18 protein-coding genes and 1 pseudogene are annotated in these 24,020 nt (G+C 58.0%); 8 read left to right on the top strand and 11 right to left on the bottom strand.

The window, feature by feature from the left end:
• Both E6W33_RS21755 and lepB read left to right on the top strand, forming a co-directional pair.
• Positions 1-222 (top strand): annotated as a pseudogene (locus E6W33_RS21755) (erythrose-4-phosphate dehydrogenase); the annotation flags it as partial.
• A 91-nt stretch (positions 223-313) separates the two neighbouring features.
• Positions 314-994: a signal peptidase I gene (gene lepB / locus E6W33_RS21750; RefSeq protein WP_136419468.1), complete on the top strand. Its 681-nt coding sequence runs from the start codon at positions 314-316 to the stop codon at positions 992-994.
• 25 nt (positions 995-1,019) lie between these two features.
• Here lepB and E6W33_RS21745 read toward each other — a convergent pair whose 3' ends face one another.
• From E6W33_RS21745 to glnE, 3 genes are all read right to left on the bottom strand, one after another.
• Entirely contained in the window at positions 1,020-4,220 is a 3,201-nt protein-coding gene (locus tag E6W33_RS21745; protein WP_136419467.1) for an EAL domain-containing protein, read from the bottom strand.
• Between the two features lie 39 nt (positions 4,221-4,259).
• Positions 4,260-4,454: a hypothetical protein gene (locus tag E6W33_RS21740; RefSeq protein WP_136419466.1), complete on the bottom strand. Its 195-nt coding sequence runs from the start codon at positions 4,452-4,454 to the stop codon at positions 4,260-4,262.
• 136 nt (positions 4,455-4,590) lie between these two features.
• Positions 4,591-7,329 carry a bifunctional [glutamate--ammonia ligase]-adenylyl-L-tyrosine phosphorylase/[glutamate--ammonia-ligase] adenylyltransferase gene (gene glnE, locus E6W33_RS21735; RefSeq protein ID WP_282183710.1) on the bottom strand — a complete coding sequence of 913 codons (2,739 nt, stop codon included), beginning with the start codon at positions 7,327-7,329 and terminating at the stop codon, positions 4,591-4,593.
• A gap of 155 nt (positions 7,330-7,484) precedes the next feature.
• On the opposite strand from glnE, the gene E6W33_RS21730 reads away from it, so the two are divergent.
• The 5 genes from E6W33_RS21730 (at position 7,485) to E6W33_RS21710 (ending at position 16,146) form a co-directional block, all read left to right on the top strand.
• Positions 7,485-11,663, top strand: coding sequence for a YhdP family protein (locus E6W33_RS21730; protein WP_136419464.1), 4,179 nt, complete (start codon positions 7,485-7,487; stop codon positions 11,661-11,663).
• 15 nt (positions 11,664-11,678) lie between these two features.
• Complete coding sequence (locus E6W33_RS21725) at positions 11,679-12,488, top strand: carbon-nitrogen hydrolase family protein (RefSeq protein WP_136419463.1); 810 nt, start codon at positions 11,679-11,681, stop codon at positions 12,486-12,488.
• 145 nt (positions 12,489-12,633) lie between these two features.
• Positions 12,634-14,094 (top strand): metalloprotease TldD, encoded by a 1,461-nt coding sequence (gene tldD, locus E6W33_RS21720; protein ID WP_136419462.1) that lies wholly within the window; start codon positions 12,634-12,636, stop codon positions 14,092-14,094.
• 332 nt (positions 14,095-14,426) lie between these two features.
• Positions 14,427-15,488, top strand: a complete 1,062-nt coding sequence (gene aroG, locus E6W33_RS21715; RefSeq protein WP_136419461.1) for a 3-deoxy-7-phosphoheptulonate synthase AroG — start codon at positions 14,427-14,429, stop codon at positions 15,486-15,488.
• Positions 15,489-15,633: 145 nt separating this feature from the next.
• Complete coding sequence (locus E6W33_RS21710; RefSeq protein ID WP_168798714.1) at positions 15,634-16,146, top strand: DUF1269 domain-containing protein; 513 nt, start codon at positions 15,634-15,636, stop codon at positions 16,144-16,146.
• A gap of 29 nt (positions 16,147-16,175) precedes the next feature.
• On the opposite strand, the gene E6W33_RS21705 is transcribed toward E6W33_RS21710, so the two are convergent.
• A complete protein-coding gene (locus tag E6W33_RS21705) occupies positions 16,176-16,808 on the bottom strand; it encodes a retropepsin-like aspartic protease (protein WP_136419460.1) in 633 nt (210 codons plus the stop codon).
• A 125-nt stretch (positions 16,809-16,933) separates the two neighbouring features.
• Positions 16,934-17,419, bottom strand: coding sequence for a YajQ family cyclic di-GMP-binding protein (locus tag E6W33_RS21700; RefSeq protein ID WP_136419459.1), 486 nt, complete (start codon positions 17,417-17,419; stop codon positions 16,934-16,936).
• A 175-nt stretch (positions 17,420-17,594) separates the two neighbouring features.
• Between E6W33_RS21700 and murB the strand changes: the two genes are divergently transcribed.
• Positions 17,595-18,623, top strand: coding sequence for a UDP-N-acetylmuramate dehydrogenase (gene murB / locus E6W33_RS21695; protein WP_136419458.1), 1,029 nt, complete (start codon positions 17,595-17,597; stop codon positions 18,621-18,623).
• Between the two features lie 57 nt (positions 18,624-18,680).
• Here murB and E6W33_RS21690 read toward each other — a convergent pair whose 3' ends face one another.
• From E6W33_RS21690 to E6W33_RS21665, 6 genes are all read right to left on the bottom strand, one after another.
• Entirely contained in the window at positions 18,681-19,001 is a 321-nt protein-coding gene (locus tag E6W33_RS21690; RefSeq protein ID WP_136419457.1) for a pyrimidine/purine nucleoside phosphorylase, read from the bottom strand.
• 29 nt (positions 19,002-19,030) lie between these two features.
• Positions 19,031-20,368, bottom strand: a complete 1,338-nt coding sequence (gene argG / locus E6W33_RS21685) for an argininosuccinate synthase (protein ID WP_136419456.1) — start codon at positions 20,366-20,368, stop codon at positions 19,031-19,033.
• Between the two features lie 70 nt (positions 20,369-20,438).
• A complete protein-coding gene (argF, locus tag E6W33_RS21680) occupies positions 20,439-21,353 on the bottom strand; it encodes an ornithine carbamoyltransferase (protein WP_136419455.1) in 915 nt (304 codons plus the stop codon).
• Between the two features lie 120 nt (positions 21,354-21,473).
• Positions 21,474-22,373 (bottom strand): ribosome small subunit-dependent GTPase A, encoded by a 900-nt coding sequence (gene rsgA, locus E6W33_RS21675; protein WP_136419454.1) that lies wholly within the window; start codon positions 22,371-22,373, stop codon positions 21,474-21,476.
• A gap of 3 nt (positions 22,374-22,376) precedes the next feature.
• A complete protein-coding gene (locus E6W33_RS21670; protein ID WP_136419453.1) occupies positions 22,377-22,727 on the bottom strand; it encodes a 4a-hydroxytetrahydrobiopterin dehydratase in 351 nt (116 codons plus the stop codon).
• 23 nt (positions 22,728-22,750) lie between these two features.
• Positions 22,751-24,010, bottom strand: a complete 1,260-nt coding sequence (locus E6W33_RS21665; protein ID WP_136419452.1) for a M48 family metallopeptidase — start codon at positions 24,008-24,010, stop codon at positions 22,751-22,753.
• Between the last annotated feature and the right edge of the window lie 10 nt (positions 24,011-24,020).

Genomic DNA, 24,020 nt, shown 5'->3' with positions numbered 1-24,020 from the left:
ATGAAGGATGCCGCCAACGGCGCGCTGAAGGGCATTCTGACCTACAACACGGAACCGCTGGTGTCGGTCGACTTCAACCACAACCCGGCATCGAGCAACTTCGATTCGACCCTGACCAAGGTGTCCGGCCGTTTGGTGAAAGTGTCCTCGTGGTACGACAACGAGTGGGGCTTCTCCAACCGCATGCTCGACACCACCGTGGCCTTGATGTCCGCCAAATAAGCAGATCTCTCCGTCGCAAGCAAAACGCCCCACATGTTGGGGCGTTTTGTTATATTTGCCACTTTCATCGTCGACGCTTGAAGGAGCATGCATGAAACGCATCAAAAAATTGCTGACGGAAAACAAGGGGTTTTTGTTTTTTCTGTTTGGAATGATCGTGGTGCGCAGCGCGGTCGCCGACTGGTACGGCGTTCCTTCCGGCTCCATGTATCCAACCTTGATGATCGGCGACCGCATAATTGCGGATCGTCTTGCTTACGATCTCAAGATTCCCTTCACCGATATGATCGTCAAACATATCGCGGACCCGAAGCGGGGCGACATCGTCACGTTCAGTTCGCCCGAAAGCGGCGAGCGCCTGGTCAAGCGCATCGTCGGCCTGCCGGGCGACATCGTCGAAATGCGCGGCGAGCAACTGATCATCAATGGTGAAAAAGCTTCTTATGCAGCCGCAAATGGCGACGTCGCCACGCAACTCAGCCCGGATTACTCCGGCCGCCAACTGGTCCTGAACGAACGGCTTCCCGGCAATGAACACGCGATCATCGTCATGCCGGAACGCGTGGCTGCACGATCCTTCGGCCCGGTCACCGTGCCGGAGGGACAGTACCTGATGCTCGGCGATAATCGTGATGCCAGCAAGGACTCGCGCTATATCGGTTTCGTCAAGCGCGAGCTGATTACCGGCCGGGTGAAGCACGTTGCGTTTTCCCTGGATACGGGCAAATATTACTTGCCGCGGAGCGATCGAGTCGGTGTTTCGTTGCAATAATTGGCGACGAATTCAGAATAGCTTTTCACCATTGCGGCCAGGCGACGATAAGCGCTTCCGCCTTGGCGCTGTCGACCGGGCCTGAGAAGTAGTATCCCTGACCGTATTCGACTTTCAGCTCGCGCAGCTTCGCCAATTGGGCCGCAGTTTCCACGCCTTCCGCGATCAAATCCATGCCCAGCGTATGTGCGAGCGTGACAATGGCCTGGATGACGTCGATGTCACGGCTGCCGGTATCCAGTCGGCGGACGAAAGAGGCATCGATCTTGAGTGTATTGACCGGGAAGCGATGCAGGTAAGAGAGTGACGAGTAGCCGGTGCCGAAATCATCCATCAGCAACTTGATGCCCTTGCCGCGCAGTTTCACCAATGCCGCAGCGGCTTCTTCGGCATGTTCCATGATCACGGTTTCCGTCACCTCCAGCTTGAGGCTTTGCGTATCCAGCGCGGTTTCCTCCAGCACCTCTTCGATTTGCTCCATCAGGTTCGCCTGGGCAAACTGACGGCCGGAAAGATTGACGCTCATCTGCATGGGCGGCAAATCCGGAAACTTGATTTGCCATGCGCGCATCTGCCGGCATGCCTCGGCCAGTACCCAGCGTCCGATGTGAATGATCAGGCCGGTCTCTTCCGTCAATGGAATGAATTCGTTCGGCAATACAAGCGTTCCGTCCGGCCGGCGCATGCGCACCAACGCCTCGAACCCGGCGAGTCGGCCGCTATCGAGCGCCACGATCGGCTGGTAGTGCACGACGAATTCCTGACCCTTGGTCACCGCCTGTCGCAACCGGGTTTCCATGTCGAGCAGGGCGACCACGCGCGTACGCATGTCCGACGCAAACACCTCGCAACACGCACCTCCGCGCCCCACGGCACGATGGTTGGCAGTCGCCGCATCGCGCAGGATATCGGCCGGATCCGAATAGGATGGCTTGCTCAGCACGACGCCAATGCTTGCCGTCGTGTACACCTCGTGGTCTTCCAACTGGTAGGCGTTCGCCAGGCTGCTCTGCAATTGATCGGCAAAACGCATTGCCTCTTTCGCGTCCTTGACATCATTCAGCAGAAGCGCAAACTCGTCGCCGCCAAGATGCGCGACGGTTTCGCCAACGCGCAGGCAAGCGCTGAGCCGCAAACCTACGTTGATCAGCAACTGGTCTCCCACGGTGCGGCCGAGGCTGTTGGAAATGATGCGGAATCGGTCGAGGCTCAGCAGCATCAGCGCAAAGCTGAAGTCGTTGCGCAGGCGCGCCTGCTTCATTGCCTCGCTCAAGCGATCGAGCAGCAATGCACGATTGGGCAAGCCGGTCAGACTGTCGTACAAGGGCTCTTCTTCGATGACCGAGGCAATCATTGCACGTGCAGAAGCGGCTCCGATCACGCCAGCCAGTTGCGCCTCCGACATGCTGACAAGGTCCGCGTCCGCTTCTCGCGGCCAATCCATGCCTTGCTGCTTTGCATAATTGCTGAAGGCAGCCATTGCGCGCGTCGGACCGAGAAAGCGCGACAGCAAGGCATGCAGCTCCGGAAGCGATCCCTTGGTCCGCAAAATTCGTTCGGGTGTGCTGCGTTCATGCTTGAATACATCGACGAACAGCGCTGCCTGTGTCTGCTCAAGCGCCGTCTGGCCGGTCATCACGGAAACGCCGATAAAAGTGCCGATGTTGGCGAACATGCTCCATATCATCGCGTGCGTGATCTCATCCAGCCCCTCCAGCCCGAATAACTGTAATGGCCGCAGGAATGCGATACCGAACGGCCCGTGGTCCAGCAAGGTCATTGGCAACCAGCCAGAACGCGCCAAGGCCGGCAGCATCAGCGTATAAATCCACACTGCGAACCCGGCGCCCAGGCCGCCAAGCGCGCCGGCGCGCGTGGCGCCTTTCCAGTAAATTCCACCCAGCACTGCAGGAGCGAACTGCGCGACGGCCGCGAAGGAAATCAAACCGATCGATACCAGTGCGTATGCCTCGCTTGCCCAGCGGTAATACCCATAGGCGAGCAGCATGCCGAGCATGATGGTGACGCGCCGTATGCGGAGTACCAGTCGCGACAGATCCTGGCGTTCGAACAGCTTCAGACGCTTGATGCGCAGCAGCGTTGGCATGACGATGTCATTGCAGACCATCGTCGACAGGGCAATACTCTCGACGATGACCATCCCTGTTGCTGAAGAAAAGCCACCGATGAATACAAGCAAGGCGAGCGCGTGTTGATGCTGGGACAGAGGTAGCGTCAGCACGAAGGTGTCGGGGTTGGCCGTCGCGTCCTGGAAATGGAGCAGGCCGCCGAAAGTGATGGGCAGTACAAAGATATTAAACAAGAGCAAATAGAGCGGGAACAGCCAGATTGCCTTGTTCAAATGCGACTCGTCGACGTTTTCGACCACGGCGACCTGAAACTGGCGAGGAAGGAAAATGATCGCCAGCATCGACACGAAGGCCACCGAGAACAAGGACGCCCAGCTGTGATACACATCCTCCGATGCGCCGCCAATGACGAAGACGGCGCGCGCCTCGGGCAGCTGCGATGCTTTCGAGAATACATCGCCGAAGCCGTCATACATGCCATAGGTAACGAACGCGCCGACGGCCAGGAATGCTAGTAGCTTGACAAGCGACTCGAATGCGATGGCGGCCACCATGCCTTCATGACGTTCGGCCGCGTCCAGGTGGCGTGCACCGAACAGGATGGTGAAGGCGCCCAGGATCAGGGCCACATAGAAGGCAGTATCCATCAGCACGGGCACATATTCGCCTTCCGCCCTGACGACGTCGGGGTAGTGCATCAACATGCTGAAGCTGATTGATATGGCCTTCAGTTGCAACGACATGTAGGGGGTAACGCCCACCACGGCAATGGTGGCGACCAGTCCCGCGAGCAGCGCGCTTTTCCCGTAGCGGGAGGAAACAAAGTCCGCCAGCGAAGTGATGTGGTTGTCCTTCGCGATGCGGATGATCTTGCGTAATACGATCCACCACAACGTGGCCATCACCGTCGGGCCGAGGTATACCGGCAAGAAGCCGATCCCGCTGCCGGCGGCGCGCCCGACGCTGCCATAGAATGTCCAGGCCGTTGCGTACACCGCCAGCGACAGTGAGTACACGTAGGGATTGGCAATGATGCTGCGTCCCTGGGCGGCGGCTCTATCGCCGTAATAGGCAATCGCGAACAACACCCCAAGGTAGGAAAACGCAGCAAGCGCAATCAGCCATCCTGGCAGCATTTAACGCCTGTTCGAGGAAACGTACGGTTATGCATTGCTTTACTTCTTTTCGACAACAAAGGCGAGCAACGCAATCAGCAATCCCCAGGCCGCGAACACGTAGAGATACAGCAAGGGAATTCCGGCCACTGTTGACGGCTGGTTGAACAGAGTCAGCAGAGGGAAATTGAAGAGCGCGTTTCCGAGCAGGAACAGTGCGGCGAGACGCTGGCTCTTGACGTTTAATTTGATCATGCAATCTCCATGGCAACCTGCTGTCTTGTTTTCGCACGAAGCAGCGCCGAAGCTTACTTACTATCAAAGTAGTAATTTATAGGGAGATTGCAAAGAGCGCTACCCGCATGCTTTCCGGCAATATGCGCCGGAAAGATCACTCCGTCGCGTCGCTGCCCAACGCGGAATTCCATAGGCGCCGTACCTGCGCCGCTTCGGGTGCAACGCGTTCGGTTTCCACGCGCGCGCGGTCATTGCCCTGCAGCCGTATCTGATGCTGCAACTTGCGGAAGCTGCGATAGGCGTTCGCCACTTCCTGCGCCATTGCCTTGTCGATCAGCCCGAGTTCGCCGCACAGCTTCAGCAAGGCAATGTTGCCGATGTCGGCCGTCAATTGCGGATACTGCGCGGCATGGCGCAGCACCATGAACTGCACGATGAACTCGATGTCGATCATGCCGCCGGCATCATGCTTGATGTCGAACAGGGCAGTGCGGTTGGGATGCGCCTCATGCATTTTCCTGCGCATGGTCAGCACTTCCTGCCTGAGCTTTTCTTCGTCCCGTGGCTGACGCAATACCGATTCACGGATGGCTTCGAAGCGCGCGCCGATTGCCGCGTCGCCGGCGCAAAACCGTGCGCGCGTCAATGCCTGGTGCTCCCATACCCACGCCGATTCGGTCTGATACTTCTCGAACGCAGTCAGGCGCGACACGAGCAGGCCGCTGGCGCCGTCCGGACGCAGGGCGATATCGATGTCGAACAGAATGCCGGCCGGTGTGTGGGTGGTCATCCAGGTGATGAATCGTTGCGCCAGCTTTGCGTACAGGGCTGGCGCCTCCTGATCGTCGTCGTCGAACAGGAAGATGACATCCAGGTCCGATGCATAGCCGAGTTCCTTGCCGCCCAGTTTGCCGTAAGCGATGACGGCAAACTTCGGATCTTCCCGATGGCGATTGTGTATCGTCTGCCACACCGCCCTGACCGTCGCGTCGACCAGGATATCGGCCAGCGCCGACAGATGGTCGGCCAACCGTTCGACAGTGAGATCGCCTTCCAGATCCTGCGCCAGCAAACGGAACAGCTGCGCGTGGTGCAAGTCGCGCAAGACGTTCATCTGATGTTCGGTATCGCCCTGGCTGGCATCAAGCTGGCGTCGGACTTCCTGCCCGAATGCCGGCCAGTCCGGCGCGGCCTTCAAGGTGCGGTCCTCGAGCAACTCATCCAGCAGGATCGGGTGGCGCGTGAGGTATTTTGCCGCCCAGTCGCTCGCGCTCATCATGCGGATCACGCGTTCCAGCGTGTGCGGGTATTCGGTGAGCAGCGCCAGGTAGGCGGCGCGGCGAGCGATCGCCTCGAAGAAATCGAGCAGCCGGCCGAGCGTCGCGTTGTGTGCCTTGGTATTGCTGGCGATGAGCGGCAGCGCCGCATTGATCAAGGCCATCAACTTGTTGCGGCTGGCCTCCGGCAGCGATTGCAGCTTTGGCGACTGGCAAGTGAGCAGGAGGCGTTGGGTTGCCACCGGTGCGTCCTCGAAGTGAAGTGCCGCCAGTCGCGCTTCGATCGCTTCACGGTTATCGGCGTCGGACAGCACGATATGGGCAGCGGCCGGCGACTCCGCCTCGGCAGCTTGTCCGCTGCGCTTGTCGCTGAAGATCGCATCGAATTGCGCCGCCACGACCGCACGGTGCGCATCGAGTTCTTCCAGCAGGGACTCGACATCGGTAAAACCCATCATCTTCGCAACGGTCAAGCGGTCTTCCGGATTGGCGGGCAAGGTGTGGGTCTGCGCATCGTCCAGGTACTGCAGGCGATGTTCCAGGTTGCGCAGGAAGGTATACGCTTGCAGCAACTGATCGACTTCGGCTTGCGTGAGCAGCCCCTTGGCGGCCAGGGTTGCCAGCGTCACGCGGGTGGAGCGGTCGCGCAGCGAGGCGTCGCGGCCACCGCGGATCAGCTGGAACACCTGCGCCAGGAATTCCACTTCGCGGATGCCCCCACGCCCCAGTTTGACGTTGTTGGTGCGGCCGGGATGACGTGCTTCCTGGCGCTTCACTTCGGCGCGAATCTGGGCGTGCATGTCGCGCAGCGCTTCAATCGCGCCAAAATCGAGGTAGCGCCGATACACGAAGGGCTTGACGATGCTATCGAGCGCCGCGATGTCGGACGCGCGCCCGGTCAATGCGCGCGCCTTGACCCATGCATAACGTTCCCATTCGCGGCCTTGCACGATCAGATAGTCTTCCACCATGCCGAAGCTGGCTGCCAGAGGACCGGACGCTCCGTTCGGGCGCAATGCCATATCGACACGGAAGCTGAATCCATCCTCGGTGATTTCCGATATCGCGCCGATCAGCTTCTTGCCGAGGCGCGTGAAGAATTCATGATTGGACAAAGGACGCTGCTCGGGCGAGGTCGTCCTGGTTTCACCGTTCTCGGGATACACGAAAATCAGATCAATATCGGAGGAGACGTTCAGTTCAGCGCCACCCAGCTTGCCCATGCCGAGGACGATCAGTTCCTGCGGCTCGCCCGATTCGATGCCGATCGGCGTGCCATGCGCCTCGATCATTTCGGCTGTCAGCGCAGCCACATGCGTTTGCACCGCGAATTCGGCGAAGCTGCTGATGGTCGCAAGAACTTCGGCCAGATCGGCGCGTCCATTCAGGTCACGCTCGATCAATGTGGCGACCACCAGATTGCGCACGCGCCGCATCGCACGCTGCAAGGGCATGCCGGCTGCTGTTTCTTTTTGTAAAAGATGAGCAAAAATCGCAGGGGTAATAGATAATTGAGCAAGATCCGTAACCATGCCCGCCCGGGCGGGATCCGCATTCAGCCATCGTGCGTAGAACCGGGATGCGACGGCGCTGGTCAAATAAGATTGGGTCACAATATTGGGGATGAGATTGAAAGCCGTATGCTTTGCACTTGAATATCTGGTCGTTTGATCGGCAAGACCGTAGCAGTCCTATGACCAGCCCTATGATATCCATGCGAACGATTCGCATGTCAATTTGATCCTATTTTACGCCGCTTGTTTTCCTATTGATGTCCATTGACCAAAACATTCCGCGCAAGACCGCAGCCCGGTTGTCACGATGGTGGTATGCGCTGAAAGAATGTTATTTAATCGCCAATGCCCTGACCCATCATGCGCTGGGTGCGCTGTTCAAGATTGCAGTCCTTGCCTACTTCCTCTTCTGCGTGCTGGTCCTCGGTCTGCGCTACGTCGTGCTGCCGAATATCGACAGCTACAAACCCGACGTCGAACGCCTCGCTTCGCGTGCCATCGGCAACAAGGTATCGATCGAAAACATCGACGCGTCATGGTCCGGATTGCGTCCGCGCCTGTCACTTGACAAGGTAGTCATTCATGACAAGTTCGGCAATCCGTCGCTGACCTTGCCCAATGTGTCCGCCACCTTGTCGTGGTGGACGCTGGTTGCCGGCGAACTCCGCTTGCACCGCCTGATCATCGATCGTCCGGACATGGATGTATTGCGCGACGCGGATGGCAAGCTCTACGTCGCAGGCATCTTTATCGACACCGGCAAAGGCGGCAATGGCCAGGGCGCCGACTGGGTGCTGTCGCAGAGCGAGATCGTGATTCGCGACGGGCGCTTGCGCTGGAACGACTACAAGCGCGCAGCCCCGGAACTGGTGCTGGACGACGTCAACTTCGTTCTGCGCAATGAGTGGAACCATCATCGATTCGCTCTGAAGGCAGTTCCGCCTTCTGCATTCGCTGCACCGCTCGATGTGCGCGCATCCTTCGTCCATCCGCACTTCGGCGGCAACGCATCCGACGCCACGAAGTGGAAGGGTGAGCTCTACGCCGACCTGCGCGATACCGATCTGACGGTCTGGAAGGCCTATGCCGACTATCCGATCGAGGTGCAGACCGGCAAAGGCTCGGTACGGGCATGGCTGAATTTCGATCGGTCGCGGGTTGCCGATTTCACTGCCGACCTGAGCTTGGCGAACGTGTCGGCGCGCTTGCGCAAGGATCTCGACCTCATGAATCTGGTCGAGATCAGCGGGCGAGTGTCGATGCGAGAGGATTTCCATCCAAATGCCGGGGACGGAAAACCGGCTTTCGGCCAGAACGGCCATTCCATTTCGCTCACCAATTTCACTCTGAAGACGGATGACGGCTTGTACTTGCCGAAGACGACGATCAAGGAGAGCTTCGCTCCGGCCCAGAAGGGACATCTGGCCAGAACCGAGATCAACGCCAAACTGCTCGACCTGCAGACCATCGCCAATTTTGCGGAACGGTTGCCTCTGCCGGCGGAGCAGCGCCAGATGCTGGCCGATTTCGCTCCTCGCGGCATGCTTCGGGATTTTTCCGCGCAATGGCATGGCTCTTATCCCGAAGTATCGGCATACAACATCAAGGGCGAATTCACGGGCTTGTCGCTCAAGCCGCAGCCCGCGCGCGCCGCACGGGCCAAGGCGGCAGGCGTCCCGGCACAAGCCGCCGTGCCTGCCATTCCCGGTGTTGACAACCTGACCGGACGGGTCGAGGCCAATGACCGCGGCGGCTTGCTCAGCCTGGCTTCGAGCAATCTGACCCTGCAACTGCCGGGATACTTCTCCGACCCGGCAATGCCTTTCGAACGCCTCAATGTACAGGCCAACTGGGTGTTTCAGGAAAATAATCAGCTGCTGGTCGATCTGCAGAAAATGGATTTCGTGCAGGATGGTCTGGCCGGCTCATTCTCGGGGCGGCACTTGATGCCGCTGACCCGTAAACCCGGAACAACACAGGGCAGTACCGATATCAGTGGAAAACTGAACCGGCTGGAGCTGCAGAATATCGGCCGCTACTTGCCGATTCAGACGCCGGAAACCTTGCGCACGTGGCTGACGGGCGCACTCGTCGGCGGAGCGGTGAAGGATGTTCGGCTCAAGCTGAAAGGCGACCTGACGCAATTCCCTTTTCATGTCAGTGGTCATGGTGACAAGCCCAGAGGCGAGTTCAGCGTGATGGGGCGCATCGAAGACGGTAAGCTGAACTATGCGCCGGGTAAATTTGCCGACGATGGCAAGACGCCGCTCTGGCCATTGATCGACCAGATCAACGGCACGATCGCATTCGACCGCGCGCGAATGGAAATCACGGCGGACAGCGCGAGGACATCCGGCACCGCACTGTCGCGCGTGAAGGCCGTCATTCCCGACTTGTCGCATCACGACATGCTCCTCAATGTCGATGGTGACGCCGCCGGGCCGCTGCAGGAGTTCCTCCGCTTCACCAACGAAAGTCCTGTCGCCGGCTGGATCGATCACTTCACGGAAGAAACCAAGGGCACCGGCAATGCAAAACTGGCACTGAAGCTGCAACTTCCCCTGAGCCATTTGCCTGACGCAAAGGTCAATGGAACACTGCAATTCGCCGGCAACAATGTCACCTTGAAAAGCGTGATGCCGCCATTGCTGGCAGCGAATGGAAAACTCGAGTTCCACGAAAAAGGCTTCTCCATCGCGGGCATCAAATCGAACTTCCTTGGCGGGCCGGTGGCCATATCGGGCGGAACTCAGCGCGACGGGTCGATTCTGGTAAAAGCTGACGGCAGCTTGACCGCCGAAGGCGTTCGCAAGATGTACTCCACACCGGTCACGCAGCGCTCCTCCGAGCGAATCGCAGGCAGCACACGATACGCCACAACGATCCGCGTGAAGAACAAGCACCCGGAAATCGTGGTGGAATCCAGCCTGAACGGCATCGCTCTGGATTTTCCGGTGCCATTGCGCAAAGCCGCCAATGAAAGCTTGCCACTGCGTTTCGAACTTGCCGGCTTGCCATCGAACGATGCCTCGCTGACGCGTGATGAAATGAAGCTGTCGCTGGGATCCGCGATCTCCGCGCGTTATGAACGCCAGAAAGGGCCGGAAAAGGATGCGGAATGGCGCGTTGTACGCGGTGGCATCGGCGTCAATGTGCCAGCGCCCCAGCCTGACGCAGGACTCGTCGCCAACGTCAGCCTGAAGTCCCTGGACATCGACGCATGGCGTCGCGCGGTATCGTCTGTCGTTTCGGCGAGCAAACCCGGCGATACACGCAAGCAATCGGATTCGCTTTCGATTGCGCAATACATCGATCCGGAAGTATTGGCGGCGCGCGCGACCGAGCTGGTCATTGAGGGTCGCACCCTCAACAATGTGGTGGTCGGTGCCTCGCATCAGAAAGGTACATGGCAGGCCAACATTGATTCCGATCAGGTGTCGGGCTATGTCACCTGGGCGGAATCGCGCTCAGGGCAAGGTCTCGGCCGCGTCACGGCGCGCCTGGCGTCGTTGATCATTCCCAAGTCGGCGGCCTCCGACGTGACCGAGTTATTCGAAGGAAAGAGCACGACGACCCAGATGCCGGCGGTCGATGTGGTTGCCGAGAATTTTGAATTGTTCGGCAAGAAGTTCGGCCATCTGGAACTCCTGGCGCAAAACCGGCGCGGTTTTACCGGCCGCGAATGGCGCATCGGCAAGCTGTCGATCACAAATCCCGATGCAGAATTGAAAGCCACCGGGAAATGGACGAACAAGGACGGCGAGAACTTGTCGAACCTGAATTACACGCTCAACATCGCCGATGCCGGCAGGCTGCTCGATCGTTTTGGTTTCAACAACGTGCTGCGCGGCGGCAAGGGCAAGATGGAAGGAGATATCAGCTGGAAAGGCTTGCCGTTCTCCCTTGATATCCCGAGCCTGAACGGACAGCTGCGTCTTGACCTGGCGTCCGGCCAGTTCCTGAAAGTCGAGCCGGGCGCCGCAAAACTGCTTGGGGTACTGAGCCTGCAATCTCTGCCGCGCCGTCTCGCACTCGACTTCAGGGATGTGTTTTCGGAAGGCTTTGCATTCGACGGTGTGACCGCTTCGGCGAACATTGCGGATGGCGTGGCAAAGACCGATAACTTCAAGATGCGCGGCTCCTCGGCGACCGTGCTGATTGATGGCAGTGCGGATGTCGACAAAGAGGTACAGAATCTGCATGTCGTGGTGATCCCGGAGATCAATGTCGGAACTGCGTCGGTGGTGTATGGGCTCGCCGTCAATCCGGTGATCGGCGTGGGCAGTTTCCTCGCACAGTTGTTCCTGCGGGATCCGCTGATGAAAGCCTTTACTTTCGAGTATCAAGTGACCGGCCCATGGAAAGACCCGGTGGTCACCAAATTGTTGCGAAAGACGCCTGGCCCGGCGCATGAAGCAGTCAGCAATTCCGGATAGGACAATTGAGACAAGATGCCTACTGATGCCATAAAAGTCGCTGCTGTGCAGATGGTCTCCACGCCGGTCGTGGAAGAAAATTTTTCGGCTGCCCGCCGTCTGATCGGCGACGCTGCGCGGCAGGGGGCGCAACTGGTGTTGCTGCCGGAATACTGGCCCATCATGGGCATGAACGAATCGGACAAGCTCGCACATGCGGAACAACTTGATGCGGGTCCGATTCAGAAATTCATGACCGAGATTGCACGCGAACACCGAATCTGGCTGATCGGCGGCACCCTGCCCATGGTCGCCCCGGAGGCCGACAAGGTGTTGAACACCATGATGGTGTACAACCCGCAGGGCGAGCACGTGGTGCGCTACGACAAGATCCACTTGTTCAGTTTCACCAAAGACAATGAATCCTACGACGAAGCGCGCACCATCGTGCACGGCACCAAGGTCGCAAGCTTCGAAGCGCCATTCGGCCGAGTCGGCCTGTCGGTGTGCTACGACCTGCGGTTTCCCGAACTTTATCGCGCGATGGACGATTGCGCGCTGATCGTCATGCCGGCGGCGTTCACCTATACCACCGGCAAGGCGCACTGGGAAATCCTGCTGCGCGCTCGTGCCATCGAGAACCAGTGCTACGTGCTGGCAGCCGCCCAAGGAGGCCATCATCCAAATGGGCGCCGCACCTGGGGGCACAGCATGCTGATTGATCCCTGGGGCGAAGTGAAATCGGTACTGCCGGAAGGAGAGGGAATCGTGATCGGCGATGTCGATCCGGCGCATTTGCAGCGTGTGCGCGAGAGCCTGCCCGCATTGAAACACCGCAAGCTGTAGCGCGTTTCAAAGAGGGAAAACGTTTCGTGCAAGGTATCTGCATTCGCATGCCGGATCGCGCCGAGAACCAGAGCGCGAGCAGATGCTCTACAATCTATTCACTTTACCAATCTGAATTCGCGCCGGCATCGGCGCGTTGAACACCATGAATCTATTCGAACCCAACCTCCAGACCCTGGCCGCTGCTCGTGACATCCTGCTTGCGCCGTTCGGCCTGGATGAAGCGAAATTGATCAAGGCGATGAATGCGATTTTCACGCATCGCGTGGATTACGCCGATTTGTATTTTCAGTTCACCAAGAATGAAGGCTGGAGCCTGGAAGAAGGTATCGTCAAGACCGGCAGCTTCTCGATCGATCAGGGCGTCGGCGTGCGGGCAATTTCCGGCGACAAGACGGCATTTTCATATTCCGACGAAATTTCCGAAAACGCACTGCTGCAGGCTGCCGAGGCTACGCGCACCATTGCACGTCAAGGAGCAGGAAAGATCAAGGTTGCCTCGTCGATCCAGACTGCCGGCGGCCGTTCCCTGTACCTGCCGAATGACCCTCTCGCTTCGCTTGACGCTACGGAAAAGGTCAAGCTGCTGGAGAAGATCGAGCGCATCGCGCGCGCCAAGGATCCTCGCGTGGTGCAAGTGATGGCCGGGCTGGCTGGCGAATATGACGTCGTGCTGGTGGTGCGCAGCGATGGCGTGCTCGCCGCCGATATCCGCCCCTTGGTGCGCGTTTCGATCACAGTGATTGCCGAGCAGAACGGGCGGCGCGAAGTCGGATCGAGCGGCGGCGGCGGGCGTTACGACTACGCATATTTCAGCGATGAATTGCTGGAACGCTATGCCACCGAGGCCGTCGAATCGGCCATCGTCAATCTCGACGCACGCCCCGCTCCGGCAGGGACGATGACAGTGGTGCTCGGGCCGGGATGGCCAGGCGTGCTGCTGCATGAAGCCATCGGCCACGGCCTGGAAGGCGATTTCAATCGCAAGGGATCGAGCACCTTCTCCGGCCGCATTGGCGAGCGTGTCGCCGCCAAGGGGGTCACCGTGGTCGACGATGGCACCATTGCCAACCGCCGCGGTTCGCTCAACATTGACGACGAGGGCAATCCCACCCAGTGCACGACCCTGATCGAAGACGGCATCCTCAAGGGCTATATTCAGGACACCATGAATGCGCGCCTGATGAAGATGCCGGTAACCGGCAATGCACGTCGCGAATCGTATGCGCATCTGCCGATGCCGCGCATGACCAATACCTACATGCTGGCTGGCGACAAGGATCCGGACGAAATCATCGCCTCTGTGAAGAATGGTCTGTACGCCGTGAATTTCGGTGGCGGCCAAGTCGATATCACAAATGGCAAGTTCGTTTTTTCCGCCAGCGAAGCGTACATGATCGAGGATGGCAAGGTGACCTATCCGGTCAAGGGCGCAACCCTGATCGGCAACGGTCCGGATGTCCTCAATCGCGTGTCGATGATTGGCCGCGACATGCGTCTCGACAGCGGCGTCGGCGTGTGTGGCAAGGAAGGGCAGAGCGTGCCGGTGGGCGTAGGTCAGCCGACTTTGCGGATTGACGGGGTGACCGTAGGCGGAACGGCGTAGGACCGAGTGCCGTCATTTACGTCCCCGATCGGCGTTTCTTTGGCGAAGGAGGCGGAATGACGGCTTTCAAGACAAATTTATTCCCAATCCCTTGCCAAAACCCTTTATTTATTGCACTATTCATTTAAATTTGCTGCAAAAAACCTGAAAAACATGACTTTCGCGCGCTTTTACTTTTATTTTCACTTTAGCTATTCCAGCCCAACGGCGGTGGAAAAGCGGTAAGCGCACGAATAAAGAGCCTGAACCGAATTTCTTGAAAAAACCGCCAGCGATGGCGGTTTTTTCTTTTTACAGTTTGCGTTTTAAACCTTTTGACCTGGAGAGAAAACATGCCGCGCACAGATGATCTACGCATACGGGAAATGAAAGAACTCGCGCCACCCTCGCACCTCATCCGCGAATTCTCCTGCTCGGAAAAGGCGTCGACGACCGTCGCAAGCGCCCGTACCGCCTTGCACCGTATCCTGCACGGCCAGGACGACCGCCTGATGGTCGTCATCGGTCCCTGCTCGATTCACGATCCAAAGGCCGCCATGGAGTATGCGCGCCGCCTCGTCGAGCAGCGCGATCGTTTCATCGGCGACCTGGAAATCGTGATGCGCGTGTATTTCGAAAAACCGCGCACGACCGTCGGCTGGAAGGGCTTGATCAATGACCCGTACATGGACAACAGCTTCCGCATCAACGAGGGCCTGCGCATGGCTCGTGAGCTGTTGTTGAACATTAATGAACTCGGCCTGCCGGCAGGTACCGAATTCCTCGATGTGATCAGTCCGCAGTATGTCGCCGACCTCATCAGCTGGGGCGCGATCGGTGCGCGTACGACGGAGTCGCAGGTGCATCGCGAACTCGCATCCGGCCTGTCCTGTCCGGTCGGTTTCAAGAACGGTACGGATGGCAACGTCAAGATTGCGGTTGATGCCATCAAGGCGGCATCGCAGCCGCACCATTTCCTGTCGGTCACCAAGGGTGGGCATTCAGCGATCGTGTCGACCAACGGCAACGAGGATTGCCATATCATTCTGCGCGGCGGCAAGGCGCCGAACTACGACGCGGCGAGTGTCGATGCCGCGTGCAAGGATATTGCCGCCAACGGACTTGCCTCGCGTCTCATGATCGACGCCTCGCATGCAAACAGCTCGAAGAAGCCGGAAAACCAGGTTCCCGTCTGCGCCGATATCGGAAGGCAAATCGCAGCGGGCGATACGCGCATTGTCGGCGTCATGGTTGAATCGCACCTGGTCGGCGGACGTCAGGATCTAGTTCCTGGAAAGCCACTGACCTATGGCCAGTCGATCACTGACGGCTGCGTCGATTGGGAATCGAGTGTCAAGATCCTGGAAGGATTGGCGGAAGCGGTCAAGCAACGCCGCTTGCAGGAATCGGAGTAAGCCGCCTTGCGGGCATGGCAAATGCAGTGCCCGTTCGTTTCTGCACTGCGCTGGCGCATGTTGAACGTAGTGGCGAGATTGCCCTTTGTAGATTGAAGCGGGTTTGCTATAACAAAGCTATTCTCTGCGTCAAAAGGAGGTGATCATGCGCCGCAGAATTTATTTCATGCTGCCCGATGTGCCCAGCGCACGCGCCTTGCTGGACGAATTGCTGCTTGCCCGCATCGAGGAGCGCTATATGCACTTCTGCGCGAAGGATGGTACGCCTCTGCCGGACATGCCGGAAGCAAACTTCCTGCAGAAAACCGACCTGGTGCACGGCGCGGAGTCGGGCATGCTGGTCGGCGGAGCAATCGGCCTGATTGGTGGTGCGCTGCTGGTCTTGTTCCCGCCCGAGGGAGTACGCCTGCAAATGATCGCCGTTCTGGTGGCCGGCATCGTGGGTGCACTGTTCGGCGCGTGGGCTTCCGGCATGGTGGCCGCGGCAATCCCGAACTCGCGCCTGAAGGCCTTCCAGGCAGGAATGGAGCGAGGGCAGGTGCTACTGATGATCGACGTTCCGAATCAGCGCGTAACGGAAATCGAGAATCTGGTGGAGAAACGTCATCCCGAGGCGAGGTTCGGCGGCATGGAGCCCCATATTCCGGCTTTCCCGTGACAGATTGACGATTCGCCTGCAGTCGACGATCAGAACCGCTTGGTCAACACCATTTGCTGGCCTTCGCGACGCATTTCGGTGCGATTGAGGAAGGACATGCCGAGCAGTATGAACGGCAATCCCTGCTCCTGGACAACAGCGTCGACCTGATTGATTTCGATATCGCCGACTTTGACGGTATTGAGTTTGACGTGATAGGCCGTGACGACGCCATTGGCCGTATTCATGTAGGCTACCCGGCCCTTTTTATAATCGACCCCGAGCCGCGTGGCATCGGATGCGGGGAGGGCGATCATGGTCGCGCCGGTATCAAGCAACATGCGTGCGGTGCCGCCGTTAATCTGACCCTGCACGACATAGTGCCCCTGACTGTCGGCCTGCAAGGCCACACTTGCGCGCCCGCTTCCTGCATTACGGCTCACATGTTCGCCCAGTGCGATGACTTGGCGCTTGCCATTGGTTTCTATTGTTGCCGACGTGTTATCCGCGGAAACGAGCCTGATGCCTTCCGTAATCGTCGCACCCACCGAATAGGTCTTGGGAGGAGCATCGTCGACGACCAGAACGGCCTTGTTGGGAAACAGGCCGACTACGCTGATGTCGGCCGCTTGAGAAGCTCCGGCGAAGAGGAGAAGGCTGGCAGCAAGAAGTGTCGGGCGCATGGTGTCGAAAAGTCAGTCAAACATGCCGGAATGTTGCATGGCAAAGATGCGTGAACAGAATAGCATTCTCTGCTTCCGGAAGACAACTTTCGGATTGAAGCGCCGACAACGGCAACAATGCAGACTCAATCGCGGAAATTATTGAATTCCAGCGGCAGGTCCGTGACTTCCTTGCGCAGCAGGGCGATCGCCGATTGCAGGTCGTCGCGCTTTGCACCCGTCACACGTACTGCGTCGCCCTGAATGCTCGCCTGCACCTTCATCTTGCTATCCTTGATGATGCGAACGATTTTCTTCGCGGCATCCGACTCGATACCGTTCCTGATCTTGATGACTTGCTTGACCTTGTCGCCGCCGATCTTCTCGATCTTGCCGAGATCAAGGAAACGCACGTCGACATTGCGCTTCACCATTTTGCCGGTAAGCACGTCGCGCACCTGGTTCAATTGGAATTCGCTGTCCGCGTAGGCTGTGAGTTCGCGCTCTTTCTGCTCAACGCGGGCATCGCTGCCCTTGAAGTCGAAGCGGGTCGAAATTTCCTTGTTCGACTGATCAATCGCGTTCTTGACTTCGACGAGATTGGCTTCGGATACGACATCAAAAGATGGCATGGCTGTACTCTCTTTTCGCTGTGAAAATAGGCCCGATTGTCATTCTTCTGGCGGGGGCCGTGTTGTGGATCGATCAACGGGGCATTCTAGCCGACAAAAAATCGGGTGGCTAGGCCTCGCCGTTCCGCTCGCCGTTCCGCTCTCCTTGCCGCCCCGCCCTATATAATGCCGCGCTATGACTCCAGTCCTTCCTATCCAATACGAATTTCCCCTGCAACACCTGAATACCTTCGGTATTGCGGCAAAGGCCAAGGCTTATCTGCGCGTGACCTCGGTCAGTATGTTGACCCAGGTGAAGAACGACGACTTTCTCGCGCGTTTGCCCAGGCTGGTGCTTGGCGGTGGAAGCAACTTGCTGCTGACTCGGGATTTTGCCGGCCTGGTGCTGCATATGTGCACCTGCGGTGTGGAAATTGTTGGCGAGGATGCTGAGTCCATTCACGTCAAGGCCGCGGCAGGCGAGAACTGGCACCAGTTCGTGCAGTGGACGCTGCAGCAGGGCATGGGTGGACTGGAGAACCTGTCGCTTATCCCCGGCAGCGTCGGCGCGGCGCCGATACAGAATATTGGTGCCTACGGCGTCGAACTAAAGGATCGTTTTTTTGCGTTGACGGCGTTCGACTTCGAGACGGGCGAAACCTTTGTGCTTGATCAGTCCGCCTGCCAATTCGCGTACCGTGACAGCGTGTTCAAGCATGCATTGCGTGATCGTTCCGTCGTTCTCGATGTGACTTTCGCGCTGCCGAAAAAATGGCACCTCAACACCCACTATGCCGATGTCGCGAACGAGCTTTCGGCGCGAGGGATTAGTGCACCGACGCCGACAGATGTCAGCGACGCAGTCATCGCCATTCGCACACGCAAATTGCCCGACCCGGCAAAAATCGGCAATGCAGGCAGTTTCTTCAAGAACCCCGTGGTATCTGCCTCACAACGCGATGCGTTATTGGCGACCTGCCCGCAACTGGTCAGTTATTCGCAGCCCGATGGCAAATACAAGCTGGCCGCCGGCTGGCTGATCGACCAGAGCGGATGGAAAGGTAAAAGTCTTGGTGCTGCGGGTGTATATGAGAAGCAGGCGCTGGTGCTGGTGAATCGTGGCGGGGCGTCAGGCCAGGAGATTGCGGAGCTGGCAAAAGCGATTCAGATGGACGTGATGTCCAAGTTCGGCGTCATGCTGGAGCCGGAGCCGGTTTTCGTCTGAACGAGCGGTAGCGTGGCTGTGCGCACGCTACCTTGTTTCGAGTCTTTGTGCTGAAAATCAAGCTGCGACGAAATGGCAGACGTAATCCAGCGTCTCCAGCGTTTCGATGTCAAAGCTCGAATTGCCGGGCACCTCGAAGCGCTGTCCGCCTTCATAGGTTTTCCATGCATCTTCACCCTTGAGACGAATGCGGCATTTGCCCGCATTGAGTTCCATGATTTCCGGCGCGCCGGTATTGAAGGTCAGCGAAGACGGGAAAATCACGCCAATGGTTTTCTTCGTGCCGTCCGCGAACTGGACAGTGTGCGAAACGCACTTGCCGTCGAAGTAGATATTGGCTTTCTTGACGACGGAAACATTGTCGAATTGTGTAGTCATGGTGTCGTGCTCGATGTTGATGTTCTTGATTATTCGTCGCTGCTCTTGCCCAGGCGCGGCAGCGCAACCGACGGATTTGCGGTCAGCAAGCCGGCTTTGCCGTAGATGCCAAGTTTTTCGCGCGTGTCGGTAATGTCCAGGTTACGCATCGTCAGTTGTCCGATACGGTCTTGCGGCGTGAATGCGCCTTCGCCTTTTTCCATCGTCAGCCGTTCCGGCTTGTAGGTCAGGTTGGCCGATTCGGTATTCAGGATCGAGTAGTCGTTGCCGCGGCGCAGTTCCAGCGTGACTTCGCCGGTGATTGCGCGCGCGACCCAGCGCTGTGACGCTTCGCGCAGCATGATTGCTTGCGGATCGAACCAGCGGCCCTGGTACAGCAGGCGTCCGAGCTTGCGGCCGTTGTCGCGGTATTGCTCGATCGTGTCTTCGTTGTGAATGCCGGTAACCAGACGTTCATAGGCGATGAACAATAGCGCCAGTCCCGGAGCTTCGTAGATGCCGCGGCTCTTCGCTTCGATGATGCGGTTTTCGATCTGGTCGCTCATGCCGAGCCCGTGGCGGCCGCCGATGCGGTTCGCTTCCATCAGCAGATCGACCGGGTTCGAATAGACGATACCGTTCAATGCGACCGGACGTCCTTCCTCGAAACGGACGCTGACTTCCTCGCGCTTGACCTCGACGTCATCGCGCCAGAATGCTACGCCCATGATCGGCTCGACAATCTTCATTCCGCTGTTCAGGTGTTCAAGATCTTTCGCTTCATGCGTCGCGCCCAGCATGTTCGAGTCCGTCGAATAGGCCTTCTCGACCGACATCTTGTAGTCGAAGCCGGACTTGATCAGAAACTCTGACATTTCCTTGCGGCCGCCGAGTTCCTGGATGAAGCGGTCATCGAGCCAGGGCTTGTAGATACGCAAGGCCGGATTCACCAGCAAGCCGTAGCGATAGAAGCGTTCGATGTCGTTGCCCTTGAACGTGCTGCCATCGCCCCAGATGTCGACCTGGTCTTCCTGCATCGCGGCAACCAGCATCGTGCCGGTGACTGCGCGGCCCAGCGGCGTCGTGTTGAAGTAGGTGACGCCTGCGGTGGAAATGTGGAAGGCACCGCTTTGCAGTGCGGCGATGCCTTCTGCAACCAGTTGTTCGCGGCAATCGATCAGGCGTGCCTGTTCGGCGCCGTACAGCTTGGCTTTTTTCGGGATCGCGTCGTAGTCGGGTTCGTCGGGCTGGCCCAGGTTCGCGGTGTATGCGTACGGGATCGCGCCTTTCTGGCGCATCCAGTGCAGTGCTGCACTGGTGTCAAGGCCGCCGGAAAAGGCGATGCCCACTTTTTGGTTGACGGGAACGGACTGGAGTATGGTTGACATGATTTCTGCTTCGCTTGCTGAAATTGTGAATGTGGGTAAGACGCCGAGGAACCGGGCGATACCTGACTGATTAATCGAGCTTGCCCAAGACCAGGTATTCAAGCAGCGCCTTCTGGACGTGCAGACGGTTTTCGGCCTCGTCCCACACGACCGACTGCGGGCCGTCGATGACCTCGGCGGAGACTTCCTCACCGCGATGCGCCGGCAGGCAGTGCATGAACAGCGCATCCGGATGTGCACGCTTCATCTTTTCGCTATCCACGATCCAGCCGTGGAATGCCTTCAGACGAGCGGCATTTTCCTCCTCATAGCCCATGCTGGTCCACACGTCCGTCGTGACGAGGTCTGCGCCGTCACAGGCGTCGGCCGGATTGACGAAAGTCGTGTAGTTCTTGTTATCCGCTGCAACGAGAGACGGATCGATCTCGTAGCGCTTCGGCGTCGATACGTTGACGTGGAAGCCGAACACCTGCGCCGCCTGCAGCCAGGAATAGAGCATGTTGTTGGCGTCGCCGATCCATGCCACCGTCTTGCCCGCGATCGAGCCGCGATGTTCGATGTAAGTGAACACATCGGCCAGCACCTGGCAGGGATGATGTTCATTGGTCAGGCCGTTGATGACAGGGACGCGCGAATGCTTCGCGAAACGCTCGATGATCTCTTGCCCGAAGGTGCGGATCATGATGATGTCGCACATACGGGACATGACCTGCGCCGCATCTTCCACCGGCTCGCCGCGACCGAGCTGGCTGTCGCGGGTATTGAGGTAGATCGCGGCACCGCCGAGCTGATGCATGCCCGCTTCGAAGGACAGGCGGGTGCGCGTGGAATTCTTTTCGAACACCATCACCAGCGTGCGGTCGAGCAGCGGATGATAGGTTTCGTAATTCTTGAACTTTCGCTTGATGATTCGACTGCGTTCGATCAAGTACTCGAACTCATCAAGTGTAAAGTCAGAAAACTGCAGGAAGTGTTTGATCGCCATAAATGAAAACGGCGGCAAGTTGGCGCCTGCCGCCGAACGTTTGTAACTTGTTCAATTATAAGGGATTTTTTCTGAAAAAGATAACTATCGCCAAGCTGTTCTCATAGCTTCTGGCCAGCATCAATAGAGTTTCTGCGAGGATTCGTGCACGAGCTGCTGGTAGAGGGCGTGCCGCATGGGCGAGATTTCACCGGAGCTGACTGCGGCAAGCACGGCGCATCCCGGTTCGTTCAGGTGGTGGCAGTTGTAGAACTTGCAATTTCCCAGGTGCGGGCGAAACTCCCTGAATGCGCGTTCCAGCATGCCTTCGCTCAAGTGGTACAAGCCGAATTCCTGAAAACCGGGCGAGTCGATGATGGCGCTCTCGGCGTCAAGGGCAAACAGGCGGGTAAAGGTCGTCGTGTGCTTGCCGGAATCGAGAGCGGCCGAGATTTCCCGTGTGGCGAGCTCGGCATCCGGCACCAAAAGGTTGATCAGCGAGGACTTGCCCATGCCTGACTGGCCGATCAGGATGGTGGAATGGCCGCTGAGCATGGGTTTGAGGATTTCGCAGGTTTCCTCAGGCATGCTGCGTGCAGACACTTCATGGACCGGATAGTCCAGCCTGGAATAAAGCGACAGCCGCTCGCGTGTCTTGGGCAAGGATTCGGTGATGTCGATCTTGTTCAGGATGATATGTGTCTTGATACCCGCCGCTTCGGCGGCAATCAATGCGCGCGATACCAGGTCATCCGAAAACCCCGGTTCGGTGGCGACTACGATGAAGAGTTGCGTGACGTTGGCTGCGAGCAGTTTCGATTTGAATTGATCCGAACGATAGAGCAGTGTCTTGCGCTCATTGATCGATTCGATTACCGCCTGGTCGGGCGAAGTCTGCTTCAGTTTGACGATATCGCCGACCGCAACATCGCTCTTCTTGCCGCGAGTAACGCATTGCAGTCTGCTTTCGCCGACTTGTACAAGATAATGCCGCCCATGGGCCGCAATAACGGTGCCGATGATGCCGATTTTCTCGCTCATCGCTTAATGCGCGGCTTGCTGAAAAATCGCGTCCACCTTGGCAGCGCATATGAAGTCGTTTTCCGAAATGCCGCCGCGACCGCCATTGACCGAGTGCGTGTCGAACTTCACGGTGCAGCGGTTGTAGGTCACGACCAGTTCGGGATGGTGGTCTTCGGCATGAATGACATAGGCAATCGCGTTTACGAAAGCCAGTGTCTCGTAGTAATTCTTGAAGCTGAACGTCTTGATGATTTTGCCGTCCTGCAGCGACCAGCCGTCGACGGCAACAAGGTATTCCTTGATCTCGGCATCGTTTAATCCAGCGTCCAGATGCCGGCAGGTTTTCTTGAGCAGCTCTGCGGTAGTGACCATAGTTGTCCTTTTTGTAGTCGGCATCATCGGTGGGCAAGCAACTGCTGAATGCGCACCGCGGCCGGTGGATGCGAATCATAGAATGCGGAATGCAGCGGATCCGGCGTCAAGGTTGATGCGTTATCTTCATACAACTTCACCAGCGCCGACACCAGCTCCTGTGCATTGGTATATCTCGCGGCGAATGCATCGGCCTCGAACTCGTGTTTGCGCGACGTGATCGAGATCAGCGGCGAGAACAGGAAAGTGAATACCGGGAGCACCAGCATGAACAGGATCAGCGCCATCGCGTCGTTGGTGCCGATCAGGAGCGGATCGACGCCCAGGCCGGTGAAGAACCAGGTTTGCGTTTTCAGATAGCCAAGCAAGGCAAGGAAGCCGAGCGACAGCAGGAACATCACTGCAATACGCTTGATGACGTGCTTGAGCTTGAAATGGCCCAGTTCATGTGCAAGTACGGCTTCGATTTCCTGCGGACCGAGGCGAGCCAGCAGGGTGTCGAAAAACACGATGCGCTTTGCTGCCCCAAAGCCGGAGAAATAGGCATTGCCATGCGCGCTGCGCTTGGATCCGTCCATCACGAACAATCCCTTGGAAGCGAAGCCGACGCGTTGCATCAGGCTTTCGATCCTGGCGCGCAGGTTTTCATCCTGCAGCGGCGTGAATTTGTTGAACAGTGGCGCGATGACTGTCGGGTAGAGCACCAGCATCAGCAACTGGAATCCGCTCCATACGATCCATGCATAAAACCACCACAGCGTGCCAGATTTTTCCATCAGGCTAAGGATGACCCAGGTCAGGGGCAAGCCGATCACGATGCCGACCAGGGTATTTTTCATCAGATCGGTGATGAACAGGCGCAAGCTCATCTTGTTGAAGCCGAACTTCGCTTCCAGGACAAACTGCTTGTAGTAGTCGAAGGGAAGGTCGATGACCGCCGTAATGAATGCAAACGAGGCAAGCAACGCGAGCTGATACACCATGCTGGAGCCGAGCAATTTGAACAAGCTGACCGACAGCGCCTGCAATCCGCCGAGCAAGGTGAATCCGATCAGCACGGCTGCGTTGACGAGCATCGTCAGCAATCCGAGCTTGGTCTTCGCGACGGTATAATCGGCGGCCTTTTGATGGGCATACAATGGAATCTTTTCCGCGAATTCCGCTGGAACGGCGTTGCGGTGGGCAAGCACATGACGAATGTGCCGCGAGCTGAGCCAGAAGCGAACCGCCAGGGTAACAACGAGAAAAGTGACAAACAATACTGAAAACGCGAGTGAAGACATGCTATGCCTG

The sequence above is a fragment of the Herbaspirillum sp. ST 5-3 genome, from assembly GCF_004804275.1.
In the GTDB taxonomy this organism is placed as follows: domain Bacteria; phylum Pseudomonadota; class Gammaproteobacteria; order Burkholderiales; family Burkholderiaceae_D; genus Noviherbaspirillum.
Note: the sequence above shows the minus strand (reverse complement) of the source record. Positions and strands in the feature narration are given on the sequence as shown.